General features: G+C 69.8%; 11 protein-coding genes. 8 read left to right on the top strand and 3 right to left on the bottom strand.

Going from position 1 to position 12765, the window contains the following annotated elements:
* Positions 1-143: 143 nt before the first annotated feature.
* Positions 144-572 carry a metallopeptidase family protein gene (locus tag ACQEVG_RS03650; protein ID WP_432976880.1) on the bottom strand — a complete coding sequence of 143 codons (429 nt, stop codon included), beginning with the start codon at positions 570-572 and terminating at the stop codon, positions 144-146.
* Positions 573-846: 274 nt separating this feature from the next.
* Here ACQEVG_RS03650 and ACQEVG_RS03655 point away from each other — a divergent pair, with 274 nt between their 5' ends.
* The 6 genes from ACQEVG_RS03655 (at position 847) to ACQEVG_RS03680 (ending at position 6898) form a co-directional block, all read left to right on the top strand.
* Positions 847-1272 (top strand): DUF3499 domain-containing protein, encoded by a 426-nt coding sequence (locus tag ACQEVG_RS03655; protein WP_432976883.1) that lies wholly within the window; start codon positions 847-849, stop codon positions 1270-1272.
* Between the two features lie 226 nt (positions 1273-1498).
* A complete protein-coding gene (locus ACQEVG_RS03660) occupies positions 1499-2863 on the top strand; it encodes a phosphomannomutase/phosphoglucomutase (RefSeq protein ID WP_432976886.1) in 1365 nt (454 codons plus the stop codon).
* Between the two features lie 317 nt (positions 2864-3180).
* A complete protein-coding gene (locus ACQEVG_RS03665; protein WP_432976889.1) occupies positions 3181-3363 on the top strand; it encodes a Trm112 family protein in 183 nt (60 codons plus the stop codon).
* A 33-nt stretch (positions 3364-3396) separates the two neighbouring features.
* Complete coding sequence (locus ACQEVG_RS03670) at positions 3397-4533, top strand: SIS domain-containing protein (protein ID WP_432976892.1); 1137 nt, start codon at positions 3397-3399, stop codon at positions 4531-4533.
* A gap of 109 nt (positions 4534-4642) precedes the next feature.
* Positions 4643-5818, top strand: coding sequence for a mannose-6-phosphate isomerase, class I (manA, locus tag ACQEVG_RS03675; RefSeq protein WP_432976895.1), 1176 nt, complete (start codon positions 4643-4645; stop codon positions 5816-5818).
* A 102-nt stretch (positions 5819-5920) separates the two neighbouring features.
* Positions 5921-6898: a cation diffusion facilitator family transporter gene (locus ACQEVG_RS03680; RefSeq protein ID WP_432976898.1), complete on the top strand. Its 978-nt coding sequence runs from the start codon at positions 5921-5923 to the stop codon at positions 6896-6898.
* A gap of 107 nt (positions 6899-7005) precedes the next feature.
* Here ACQEVG_RS03680 and ACQEVG_RS03685 read toward each other — a convergent pair whose 3' ends face one another.
* Positions 7006-9057: a fructose-specific PTS transporter subunit EIIC gene (locus tag ACQEVG_RS03685; RefSeq protein WP_432985034.1), complete on the bottom strand. Its 2052-nt coding sequence runs from the start codon at positions 9055-9057 to the stop codon at positions 7006-7008.
* Between the two features lie 407 nt (positions 9058-9464).
* On the opposite strand from ACQEVG_RS03685, the gene ahcY reads away from it, so the two are divergent.
* Positions 9465-10922, top strand: a complete 1458-nt coding sequence (ahcY, locus tag ACQEVG_RS03690; RefSeq protein WP_432976901.1) for an adenosylhomocysteinase — start codon at positions 9465-9467, stop codon at positions 10920-10922.
* Positions 10923-11077: 155 nt separating this feature from the next.
* Complete coding sequence (locus ACQEVG_RS03695) at positions 11078-11692, top strand: hypothetical protein (RefSeq protein ID WP_432976904.1); 615 nt, start codon at positions 11078-11080, stop codon at positions 11690-11692.
* A gap of 89 nt (positions 11693-11781) precedes the next feature.
* On the opposite strand, the gene ACQEVG_RS03700 is transcribed toward ACQEVG_RS03695, so the two are convergent.
* Positions 11782-12735, bottom strand: a complete 954-nt coding sequence (locus tag ACQEVG_RS03700) for an RDD family protein (RefSeq protein WP_432976907.1) — start codon at positions 12733-12735, stop codon at positions 11782-11784.
* Positions 12736-12765: the final 30 nt, after the last annotated feature.

A 12765-nucleotide genomic window follows, 5' to 3' on the forward strand; every position in this document is an offset into this window, starting at 1 on the left:
CGGCTGACTGGCTGACCGACCGGGGACTGACGGCTTACGGCGGTGGTCGTCCGGCTGACAGATGCCGAAATCTGTCAGCCGTAATCTGTCACCAGCCGTAATCAGTCGGTCGTCCAGCGCGTCCAGGGACCTGCGGCCTGTGATCAGTCCTGGCCGTATCGCGGATCCACCGACTCCGGCGCCAGCCCCAGCAGCTCCGCGACCTGCTCCACGACCACCTCGTGCACCAGCATCGCCCGTTCGTCGCGGGTCTTCGTGCGAATCTCCACAGGCCGCCGGTAGACCACGATCTGGGCGGGCCGCCCCTTGTTCGCCGGGAGCGAGTCGCCCAGCGGCACCGTCTCCTCCGGCGCGCCCGGCACGTCCAGCACAAGAAAGTCCACGTCGGCCAGTTGCGGCCAGCGCCGTTCCAGTCGTTCCACCGAGTCCTGCACGAGGTCGCGGAAGGACTCGGCCCGGCTCGCGGCAAGGGGTACCTGGGGAGGGGCGACGGGCCCGCGCATGCCGCGGCCATGGCGGTCTCGGCGGCGGGGCCGCGGCCCGGACGGCGGGGGCGGTACAGGACTGTCCATCACTGAGGCAGCGTAGCTCTCCAGGGGGCGCGGCGATCGACTGCGCGCGCCGGGTTGAAAGGTTGTCGTTTATTGAACATTCCGGCCAAGCTTGGGCCCGATTGAATGTCTCCCCGCGATCGCCGATCTCATCGTGAATGACCTCATTTACGCCAAGTCATGACCGAATCACTGGCGGTCGTCGTTCGCGCGCTTCTCTTTCCGTGCAGGTCAGGGCAGTTGCTCAGGGAGCGGTCAGGGGGGACCTCGCGCCACGACACGGTGGAGTGACCTGGTGGAGAGTCGTCGCAGCCCGCTCAAGAGTGCGGTACCGTCCAACGTCGTGAGCCCTGTACGTCGCTGTTCGCGCACCGCGTGCGGCCGCCCTGCCGTCGCGACACTGACGTACGTCTATGCCGATTCGACCGCGGTCCTCGGCCCCCTCGCCACCTATGCCGAGCCCCACTGCTACGACCTGTGCGCCGAGCACGGTGAGCGGCTGACCGCCCCCCGCGGCTGGGAGGTCGTGCGGCTCACCGACGGCTCCGCCCCGGCCCGCCCCAGCGGTGACGACCTCGAGGCGCTCGCCAACGCGGTACGTGAGGCGGCGCGCCCCCAGGGGCGGACTGCCGAGGCCGGTGCGCCGAACGGCCGCCGGGCGGACCCGAGGGAGGTCGCGCGCCGCGGCCATCTGCGGGTGCTGCGTTCCCCGGACTCCTGAGCGCGTTCCCCGGACCGTGTCCCGGTCCAACTCGCGTCCATCGAGGCGGCGTTGACCAGGCAGACGGCAGCCGTCGGCCATTTCGCGGCCGTGACGCACGCGGGCCCCGCCGTCCTCTCCCGGTGCTACTCGGCACAACCGGCATCGGGCGGGATGCTCCCTTAGTTTGGACGGATACTTTGAGGTGACCGCAGTGACCTCAGGAGACTTCAGGAGGGTTGGGCCCGTGACTGCTGATCTGTCGCAGATCGTGAAGGCGTACGACGTCCGCGGGGTGGTGCCGGATCAGTGGGACGAGGCGCTGGCCGAGCTGTTCGGGGCGGCGTTCGTCCAGGTGACGGGAGCCGAGGCGATCGTCGTCGGCCATGACATGAGGCCTTCGTCGCCGGGGCTCTCGGGCGCGTTCGCCCGCGGGGCGGCGGCCAGGGGCGCGGATGTGACGCTGATCGGGCTGTGCTCGACCGACCAGCTGTACTTCGCGTCGGGGCACTTGGGCCTGCCGGGCGCGATGTTCACGGCCTCGCACAACCCGGCGCAGTACAACGGCATCAAGATGTGCCGGGCCGGCGCGGCGCCGGTGGGCCAGGACACGGGCCTCGCGGACATCCGCGCGCTGGTCGAGTCCTGGTCCGAGCAGGGGGCGCCGGAGCCCGCGGCCGAGCGGGGCGCCGTGACCGAGCGCGACACGCTGATGGACTACGCCGCGTACCTGCTGTCCCTGGTGGATCTGTCGCGGATGCGTCCGCTGAAGGTGGTGGTGGACGCGGGCAACGGAATGGGCGGCCACACCGTCCCGACCGTCTTCCAGTCCCTCCCCATCACGCTCGTACCGATGTACTTCGAGCTGGACGGCACCTTTCCCAACCACGAGGCCAACCCGCTGGACCCGGCGAACATCGTCGACCTGCAGGCCCGTGTCCGGTCCGAGGCCGCGGACCTGGGCCTGGCCTTCGACGGGGACGCGGACCGCTGCTTCGTCGTGGACGAGCGGGGCGAGGGCATCTCCCCGTCGGCGATCACGGCGCTGGTCGCGGCGCGCGAACTGGCGAAGCACCCCGGCGGCACGGTGATCCACAACCTGATCACGTCATGGTCGGTCCCGGAGGTCGTACGCGAGAACGACGGCACCCCGGTCCGTACGCGGGTCGGCCACTCCTTCATCAAGGAGGAGATGGCCCGTACGGGAGCGATCTTCGGCGGTGAGCACTCGGCGCACTACTACTTCCGCGACTTCTGGAACGCGGACACGGGCATGCTCGCGGCCCTCCACGTCCTGTCGGCCCTGGGCTCGCAGGACGGCCCGCTGTCGGCGCTGGTCGCGCAGTACGACCGGTACAAGAGCTCGGGCGAGATCAACTCCACGGTCGACGACCAGGCGGGCCGCATGGCCGCGGTGAAGGCGGCGTTCGCCTCGCGCGAGGGCGTGACGATCGACGAACTGGACGGCCTGACGGTCGCGACCGAGGACTGGTGGTTCAACCTCCGCCCGTCGAACACGGAACCGCTGCTGCGCCTGAACGTGGAGGCACGGGACGAGCCGACGATGGCGAAGGCGCGGGATGAGGTGCTGGGGTTGGTGCGGGGGGCGTGAGGGGCCGCGCTGGGCAGGGCCGGACGGTCCGGCCCAGCGAGCGGTGCGGCGGCGGGCAGGCATCCCTGCGCCCCGCCCGGCCTTCCGATGCGGGCAGCAGCCCCTGTCCCCGCCGCTCCGCCCCGGCCCCCCGGGGTCCGGGGCGGAGCCCCGGTTCGGGGAGGGGCGGGGTGGGGGGAACAGGCCCCGCGTACCCCCAGAACGCGCCGCACCTCGCCCCCCAGCGGTACGCTGACGTGGCCCAATCCACCACGCCGCGACCCCCCGTTCGACACGCGACGTACGACCCGCCACGCCCCCGAAGGGACACCCCGCACATGCCGCTCGAAGCCGGCCTCCTCGAGATCCTCGCCTGCCCGGCCTGCCACGCCCCGCTCGCCGACCGCACGGCGGCCGACACGCCCGAGCTGATCTGCACCGGCAAGGACTGCGGCCTGGCCTACCCGGTAAGGGACGGCATCCCCGTCCTCCTCGTCGACGAGGCACGCCGCCCCGCCTGACCCACCACCGCACGGCATCGGAGGCCAAATCCCATGCTCGACGAGTCGCTCCTCGACGCCCCGGAAGCCCTCGCCCGCGCCGATCGGCGAGGACTGCTCCGAGGCGCCGCCGAAGCCGGGGCGCGTGTACGCACCGCCGCCCGGCACGCCGCCGAGGCCGGTATCGCCGAGCTCAAACCCGAGGGCCGCCCCCGCGCCGTCCTCGTCGCGGGCCCCGGCACCGCAGCCACCGGCGTCGCCGATCTGATCGGCGCCCTGGCCGGCGCCTCCGCCCCAGTGACCCGGCTCCACCCCACCGGCGTCGCCCCCGCGGCCGGCGCCCTGCGCTGGGCGCTCCCCGGCTGGGCGGGCTCCGTGGACCTCCTCCTCATCGCCACCGTCGACGGCAGCGAACCCGGCCTCGCCCTCCTCGCCGAGCAGGCGTACCGCCGCGGCTGCACCGTCGTCGCCGTCGCCCCCCAGCGCTCCCCGCTCTCCGAGGCCGTCGACGGCACACACGGCATGGTCGTCCCCATGGCCACCGCGCCGCACGAGATGTACGAGGAGACGCAGTCGGCGAGCCCGGGCGCGTTGTGGGCCCTGCTCACGCCGCTCCTCGTCCTCCTCGACCGGGTCGGCCTGCTCGAAGCGTCCCCGGAGACCCTCGCCAAGGTCGCCGACCGCCTCGACCTCGCCGCCGAACGGTGCGGCCCGGCCATCGCGACATACAGCAATCCGGCCAAGACCCTCGCCGCCGAGCTCGCCGACAGCCTTCCGCTCATCTGGACGGAGGGCGACGGTGCCGCCCCGGCGGGCCGCCGCTTCGCCGCCGTACTGGCCGAGCTGGCCGGTCTCCCCGCCCTCGCCGCCACGCTCCCCGAGGCGCTCCCCGCCCACGGCGTGCTCCTCGCGGGCGACTTCGCGGCCGGTGCCGACCCGGACGATTTCTTCCGCGACCGCGTGGAGGAGCAGCAGGCGCTCCGGACCCGTGTCGTACTGCTGCGTGACAGCGCCGCCGGCAGTCTGACCGCCGCGCCCGCCGCCCGCGAACTGGCGCTCAGTCACGACACCGCGATCAGCGAGCTCGAACCGGAGGACGGCACCGAGCTGGAGTCGATCGCCGAACTCGTCGCCGTGACCGACTTCGCCGCCATTTATCTGGCCCTGGCGGCCTCCGGTATCCCCACGTAACAAAACACCGGCACGAGACGCAAAGAACCGGCGCGAAGCACAAAGAACCGAAGCGAACCGGCAAGGGCCGGGCAGCAACTGAAAGAATCCCGAACGGACCAGGAAGAAAATGGACCGCCTCTCCAACACCGTGCGCCCCTACGCCTGGGGCTCCACGACCGCCATCCCGGAACTGCTCGGCATCGCCCCCACCGGCGAGCCCCAGGCCGAGATGTGGATGGGCGCCCACCCGGGAGCTCCCTCGCGCGTCACCCGTGACACCGACCCACAGCCGCTCTCCGACCTCATCGCCGCCGACCCCGTACGCGAACTCGGCCCCGCGACCGTCGAGAAGTTCGGCCCCCGCCTCCCCTTCCTCCTCAAGATCCTCGCGGCCGGCGCCCCCCTCTCCCTCCAGGTCCACCCGAACCTCGCGCAGGCGCACGAGGGTTACGAGGCCGAGGAGCGCGCGGGTGTCCCCATCGACGCCCCGCACCGCAACTACAAGGACGCCAACCACAAGCCCGAACTGATCTGCGCGCTCACGCCCTTCGACGGCCTGTGCGGCTTCCGTACGCCCCTCGAAGCCGCCGATCTCCTCGCGGGTCTCAACGTGAACTCGCTCAAGCCGTACGTCGACCTGCTGCACGCCCACCCGGAGGAGGCCGCACTCCGCGAAGTGCTGACGGCGGTGCTGACGGCCGACCCCGAGGAGATGGCGGCCACCGTCACGGACGCCGCGGCCGCCTGCGAACGGCTCGGCGGCGCATACGCCCCGTACACCTCGATCGCGCACCACTTCCCCGGCGACCCCGGCGTCATCGCGGCGATGCTGCTCAACTACGTCCAACTGCAGCCCGGCGAGGCACTGTTCCTCGGCGCCGGCGTTCCGCACGCGTATCTGAACGGCCTCGGAGTGGAGATCATGGCCAACTCCGACAACGTGCTGCGCTGCGGACTGACCCCCAAGCATGTGGACGTCCCCGAGCTGCTGCGTATCGTCCGCTTCGAAGCGAGCGACCCGGGCGTTCTGCGCCCCGAGGCCTCGCCCTTGGGCGAAGAGGTCTACGACACCCCGATCGACGAATTCCGTCTCTCCCGCCATGTCCTGGCCCCCGGCGCGGCGCCCCGCGACCTGACCGCACCCACCCCGCAGATCCTGCTCTGCACGGCGGGCCGCGTGACAGCGGGCGGCCTGACTCTCGCTGCCGGCGAGTCGGCGTTCGTACCGGCAGGGGACAAGGCGGAGATCTCGGGCACGGGCGGCGGCCCCGGCACAGTCTTCCGAGCCACCGTGGTGGCCTGACGCAACGCCACCAAAGGCGGCTGCAACAATGGCGCATCGCAAAGACCGGGCAAAGCCCGGTCAGCGGCGACCGACGTAGGTACGAAGGGACATCCGGCACTCATGAGCGCGTCAGGCGGAACCAAGGCGATCGTGGCGGCACTCGCCGCCAATCTCGCAATCGCGGCAGCGAAGTTCGTCGCGTTCCTGTTCAGCGGCTCGTCGTCGATGCTCGCGGAGAGCGTCCACTCGGTCGCCGACTCCGGCAACCAGGGGCTGCTGCTCCTCGGCGGCAAGAAGGCCCAGCGCGAGGCGACTCCCCAGCACCCCTTCGGCTACGGCCGCGAGCGCTACATCTACGCCTTCCTCGTCTCCATCGTGCTCTTCTCGGTCGGCGGCATGTTCGCGATCTACGAGGGCTACGAGAAGATCAAGCACCCGCACGAGATCGAGGCCTGGTACTGGCCGGTCGGCGTCCTCGCCTTCGCGATCATCGCCGAGTCCTTCTCCTTCCGTACGGCCATCAAGGAGTCGAACGAGACGCGCGGCCAGCTCTCCTGGACGGAGTTCGTCCGCCACGCGAAGGCGCCCGAACTCCCGGTCGTCCTGCTGGAGGACCTGGGCGCGCTGATCGGTCTGGTCCTGGCGCTCGGCGGCGTGAGCATCGCCCTGGCCACGGGTAACGGGGTGTGGGACGGCATCGGCACGCTCTGCATCGGCGTCCTGCTGATCCTGATCGCACTCATCCTGGCGGCCGAGACCAAGTCGCTCCTCCTGGGCGAGTCGGCCGGCGCCGACGACGTCGAGAAGATCAAGGCGGCGGTCGTCGACAACGACACCGTCACCGGCATCATCCACATGCGTACGCTCCACCTGGGGCCGGAGGAACTGCTGGTCGCGGCCAAGATCGCGGTCAGGCACGACGACACGGCGAGTGAGGTCGCGGATGCGATCAACGCCGCCGAGGACCGCATCCGCAACGCCGTTCCCATTGCGCGCGTGATCTACCTGGAGCCGGACATCTACAGCGAGTCGGCGGCCGCGGCGGGCAGCAGCCCGGCAAAGTCCCCGGGCGGCCCGGGCCCGGGCGCGGAGCACTGACCCTCGCCCGTATCCCGTATGAAGAAGGCCCCCTGCCGCCCGGCAGGGGGCCTTCTCATGCCCTACGCGTACGACCGGGGGCAGCTGCCCCCGGTCGTACGTACTCCCTACTGGATCTCGCCCAGCACCTGGAGAATCGCCGCCTCGTCCGGCGCGGCCGAGAGCCGGTCCCGGAACTCGGTGTCCATGAGCTTGCGCGAGAGCAGCGCCAGGATCCGCAGGTGCTCATCGCCCGCGGCGGCCTCCGGCACCGTGATCATGAAGATCAACTTGGCCTTCGTACCGTCGAGCGAGCCCCACTCGACGCCCTCCGCCGACCGCGCGAACCCGACGATCGGCGCGGTGACGGCGTCGGTCTTGGCGTGGGGGATGGCGATCTCCTCGCCGAGCCCGGTGGTGCCCTGGTCCTCACGGGCGAACGCGGCCGCCACGAGCGCGTCGGGGTCGGCGACCTTGCCGGTGGTGGCGAGCATGGCGGCCATCTCGCGGATGGCGGCGTCCTTACTGTCGGCGGCGAGCTGCACCTTCACGGTCTGCGCGGTGAGATACCCGGACAGCGCCTCGTCCTCGGTGGTCTCGGTCACCGCAGGGGGAGTGGGCGACGTCTCGGCAGGTACGGCACCGGAGCCCGCGACCTCGGTACCCGCACCGGCCCCGCTACCGGCACCGACTCCAGCGAGCACCGGCTCGGCAACCACCGCACCCGCACCTGCACTCGCACCGGCGGCCGCAGGCACAAGCGCCGCCGCCCCGCGGTTCCTCCGCTCCTTGATGTCGATCAGCGCATTCGTGGTGATCGCGGTGACGACGGTGCCGATGACAACCGCGAGGAAGAACATCGGCACGCCACCCACCGCACCGAGGACGGCCACGATCGGCCCACCGTGCGGAACCGCGTCCTGCACGCTGGTCAGACCGGCGAACGCACCGGCTACAGCACCACCGAGCATGTTCGCCGGAATGACCTGCGCCGGCCTGGCCGCCGCGAACGGAATCGCACCCTCCGAGATGCCGAACATCCCCATGAACAGGGCGGCCATACCGGTCTCCCGCTCCTGCTCCGAGTAGAGCCGCCGCCTCAGCAGCGTCGCGAGTCCCTGCCCGAGCGGCATGACCGGAATCGCGGCCGCGCACATACCCATCACGGTCTGGTTGCCGGTGGCTATGAGCCCGGCACCGAAGAGGAAGGCAGTCTTGTTGACCGGCCCGCCCATGTCGAACGCGATCATCAACCCGAGAATCGCGCCCAGCAGAATCGCGCTCGTCCCGGTCATCCCGCTGAGCCAGTCGGTGAGGTGCGTGAAGACCCACGAGATCGGCTTGCCGATGACGTAGATGAAGAACAGCCCCAGCGTTGTCGTCGCAACGATCGGGATCACGATGATCGGCATGATCGGCCGGGCGAACTTGGGGACCTTGACCTTCTTGATCCACAACACCAGATACCCGGCCAGGAACCCGGTGACGATGGCCCCGATGAACCCGGCGCCCGCCTTGGAGTCGTACAACTCACCGGTGTTGGCGATCCAGCCGCCGATCATGCCCGGCACCAGCGCGGGCCGGTCGCCGATCGCATAGGCGATATAGCCGGACAGGATCGGGATCATCAACGTGAAGCCGACGACACCGATGGCAAAGACGCGCGCCCAGAACGTTCCTTCCGGGATCGCATAGCCCTTGGCCGTGGCATCGCCGCCCAGCGCGAGCGAGATGGCGATCAGCAACCCGCCCACGACCACGAACGGGATCATGTACGAGACGCCGTTCATCAGCGCCTTGTACACGGCGCTGCGCTCCTTGCCGCCGCCACCCCCGGTGGTCAGCGGCGTGGCGTCTCCGTTCGCGCCCCCGCCCCCGCCGCCCGCACCGTGCACGGGCGCGCTCTGCACCTGCTCGATCAGCCGCTCCGGGTGGTGGATGCCCTCGGCGACGCCGACAACCAGCACCTTCTTCCCCACGAACCGACTGCGGTCGACGTCCTTGTCGGCGGCGATGATGACGCCGTCGGCGTTTGTGACATCGTTGTCAGAGAGTACGTTTTCGGCGCCGATGGAGCCTTGAGTCTCCACCTTCATCTCGATGCCGAGGGCCTGTGCAGCCTGCGCCAGCTTCTCCGCCGCCATATAGGTGTGGGCGATGCCGGTCGGACAGGCGGTCACTGCGAGCAGCTTCAATGGCCGCTGCTCACTCACCGGATTTGTCACGTGGTTCTCCTAACGCTTGTGGCGCAGATCGTGCTGATGTTCCCGATCCCCGAGCATGGTGCAGCACGGGGATACGACATCAAAAGCCCAGGTGACCCAACTTCACAGGGTCTCCCCCTGACTCTGGATGTGGCCGGATCCCAGCCATGGGCGGGCTGGGGCCCAACCCGTCGACCGGTGTAGATTCGTGACCAGAGCCAGACGTCGCTGCTGATGGCGGTCGGGCGGTTCCGTTTCCGGGACCGGCCGAGGGAGAGAGGGCCTCCGACGGACTGCACTGCGAGCGCCCGGGCATTCCTGTGTCCGCCGCCGCAGAGCCAGCCGTACCCACCCTCGACCCACACCACGAGGAGCAGCTCGCAATGTCGACTGTCGTCACTGGACAGGACTTCAAGGTCGCCGACCTCTCCCTCGCCGCCTTCGGGCGCAAGGAGATCACCCTCGCCGAGCACGAGATGCCCGGCCTGATGTCGATCCGCAAGGAGTACGCCGAGCAGCAGCCGCTGGCCGGTGCCCGGATCACCGGTTCGCTGCACATGACCGTGCAGACGGCCGTGCTGATCGAGACCCTGGTCGCCCTCGGTGCCGAGGTGCGCTGGGCGTCCTGCAACATCTTCTCCACCCAGGACCACGCCGCGGCCGCCATTGCCGTCGGCCCGAACGGCACGCCCGAGGCGCCCCGGGGCGTCCCGGTCTTCGCCTGGAAGGGCGAGACACTGGAGGAGTACTGGTGGTGCACGGAGCAGGCGCTGACCTGGCCCAACACCCCTACCGGCGGCCCGAACATGATCCTCGACGACGGCGGTGACGCCACGCTCCTGGTACACAAGGGCGTCGAGTTCGAGAAGGCCGGCGCGGCCCCGGACCCCTCGACGGCGGACAGCGAGGAGTACGGCCACATCCTCACCCTGCTGAACCGCACCCTGGGTGAGTCCCCGCAGAAGTGGACCCAGCTGGCCTCGGAGATCCGTGGTGTGACGGAGGAGACCACGACGGGTGTGCACCGGTTGTACGAGATGCACCGGGACGGCACTCTGCTGTTCCCGGCGATCAATGTGAACGATGCTGTCACCAAGTCGAAGTTCGACAACAAGTACGGCTGCCGTCACTCGCTGATCGACGGCATCAACCGGGCCACCGATGTGCTGATCGGTGGCAAGACCGCGGTGGTGTGCGGTTATGGCGATGTGGGCAAGGGCTGCGCGGAGTCGCTGCGTGGTCAGGGCGCGCGGGTGATCGTCACGGAGATCGACCCGATCTGCGCGCTGCAGGCGGCGATGGACGGTTACCAGGTGACCACGCTGGACGAGGTCGTGGACAAGGCCGACATCTTCGTGACGACCACGGGGAACAAGGACATCATCATGGCCGCGGACATGGCCAGGATGAAGCACCAGGCGATCGTGGGCAATATCGGCCACTTCGACAACGAGATCGACATGGCCGGTCTGGCGCAGATCGAGGGCATCGTCAAGGATGAGGTCAAGCCGCAGGTGCACACCTGGACCTTCCCCGACGGCAAGGTCCTGATCGTGCTGTCCGAGGGCCGTCTGCTGAACCTGGGCAACGCGACCGGTCACCCCTCGTTCGTGATGTCGAACAGCTTCGCGGACCAGACGCTGGCCCAGATCGAGCTGTTCACCAAGCCCGAGGAGTACCCGACCGACGTCTATGTGCTGCCCAAGCACCTGGACGAGAAGGTCGCCCGGCTCCACCTGGACGCGCTCGGCGTGAAGCTGACCGAACTGCGCCCGGAGCAGGCCGCCTACATCGGTGTCGAGGTCGAAGGCCCGTACAAGTCCGACCACTACCGCTACTGACGGCTACTGAAACACTCGGCAGCCGCTCAGCAGCAGATAGCAGCGGTAACAAGGCAGGCCCCCGCACCCCCGTGTCGGGGGCCTGCCCCATACCCTCCCCGAACGGCTCCGGCTCCACGGCAAGAGCCTCACCGCACAAGGACACTTACGCCCCCATGCCCCGCGGCCGCTATTCGCTCCACGATCCGCACGATCACACCCCCCTCGGCGAAGAACACTTCCAGTGCGCCCCCGGCCCCTCCGGCTGGCGTTATGTCTCGCAGATCACCACCCCCTCCGGCGACCACGCCGGCTCCGTCGACCTGGCCATCGACGAACTCGGCCGCCCCATCCGCCTCGAACTTCACGCCGCGAGCTGGCAGGTCCGCGGTGCCGCCCTCGACGGCGTCACCTGGGTCCGTACCGACCCCACCGGCACTCATGCCACCGAAGGCAATGTCCGCGCCCACGCCTTCACCGGCACATCCCCCGCTTTCCTCATCGCCACCGCACGTCTCCTGCGCCTCACCCCCGGTTCCCCCGCGACGCGAGTCCGCCTCGTCGCCTTCACGGATCCCGTCCTCGCCCCCCGCACTCTCGATCAGTCCTGGGCCCTGATGAAGAGTGAAGCGCATGCCACTGACAATGGCCCCTTGATGGTGGACGAATACCAGGTCAGCGCACTGGACACGGGTGAGCAGCACATCGTGCACATCGCCGGCGACGTGGTCCTGGCAGCACCCGGCATCGAACTCGAAGGCCTGGAGTCCCCGCCCTCCGTCTTCCCCTGACTGTCTGTCGCCCGGTGACCGTCGGTCGCCGGCTTCGCGAGCTGTCCCGCTGTCCCAGCTGTCGCCCGGCGGCCGTCTTGGGCGCCCGACTATGCGGGGGGCGCGAACCCCGTGGCGGGCGGCGTCTGAGCCGCGGCCTCGGACATGGACCCCGACGAGCCCGAGGACTTCGCGGACGCCGAGGTCCCCGACGCCGGCCCGGCTCCTGCCGTCACCTCAAACGGCACGGCCATCCCACGAGCGCCCATCTCCCCACCGCTTTGAGCGGCCCCCGCGGACCCCGCGCCCTGAACCGCCGCCCCGAACGCCTTCCGCGCATCGCGTGCCTGCCGCTCATTGACCACGGCCGCCAGATACGCGGCCGGCGGCACTCCCTCCGGCGCAGGCGCCCCTGTGCACGCCGCCAGATCACCGGCCAGCCGCACAGCCATTGACCAGCTCACCGCCGGATCCAGCTGCCTCATCCGCGTCAGGTACTGACGTATGGCGAGCCACAGGTCGTCCGGCACCCCCGACAGATCAAGCTCGGAGAACCGCCCCACAAGCCATGGCGGCGGAGGAGGCATCATCATTCCCCGCGCGGCCGGCACCCTCTCCCGGACCACCAGCGTCCCCGCGAACACATCCCCGATCCGCCGCCCCCGCGCCGACACCAGCGAGGCGATACAGGCGATGACACCGAACGTCATCAGGATCTCGACCACACCTATCGCCCCGCGCACCAGCGCATGCCGGAACCGGATCGGCCCCCCGTCGTCCCGGACGACCCGCAGCCCACAAGCGAGCTTCCCCAGCGAGCGCCCGTGGCTGAACGTCTCCACGGCTATGGGAGCCCCCACCAGAACGAGCAGAAACGTTGCGATCGACACCGCCATGACCGCCGCCTCGTCCAATGAGGCAGTCGCCACCCCAAGCCCGATCGACACCAGAAGGTAGACGGTCCAGACGACCGCAAGATCGATGACCACAGCGAGCGCCCGACTCGGCAGTTTGGCCGGTTGCAGTCCCAGGACGACCGCATCCCCCGTCACAAGCGCACTCACCGCTGCCCGCCCTTCGCCATCGACCTTCCC

The sequence above is a fragment of the Streptomyces sp. CA-135486 genome (assembly GCF_050936555.1).
Classification (GTDB): Bacteria; Actinomycetota; Actinomycetes; order Streptomycetales; family Streptomycetaceae; genus Streptomyces.

What these genes read in the sequence shown, in the direction of transcription:
- ACQEVG_RS03665 (WP_432976889.1), top strand. Translation starts at nt 3,181, where the DNA reads ATGCCGCTCGAAGCCGGCCTCCTCGAGATCCTCGCCTGCCCGGCCTGC.
- ACQEVG_RS03680 (WP_432976898.1), top strand. Translation starts at nt 5,921, where the DNA reads ATGAGCGCGTCAGGCGGAACCAAGGCGATCGTGGCGGCACTCGCCGCC.
- ACQEVG_RS03650 (WP_432976880.1), bottom strand. Translation starts at nt 572, where the DNA reads ATGGACAGTCCTGTACCGCCCCCGCCGTCCGGGCCGCGGCCCCGCCGC.
- ACQEVG_RS03670 (WP_432976892.1), top strand. Translation starts at nt 3,397, where the DNA reads ATGCTCGACGAGTCGCTCCTCGACGCCCCGGAAGCCCTCGCCCGCGCC.
- manA (WP_432976895.1), top strand. Translation starts at nt 4,643, where the DNA reads ATGGACCGCCTCTCCAACACCGTGCGCCCCTACGCCTGGGGCTCCACG.
- ahcY (WP_432976901.1), top strand. Translation starts at nt 9,465, where the DNA reads ATGTCGACTGTCGTCACTGGACAGGACTTCAAGGTCGCCGACCTCTCC.
- ACQEVG_RS03695 (WP_432976904.1), top strand. Translation starts at nt 11,078, where the DNA reads ATGCCCCGCGGCCGCTATTCGCTCCACGATCCGCACGATCACACCCCC.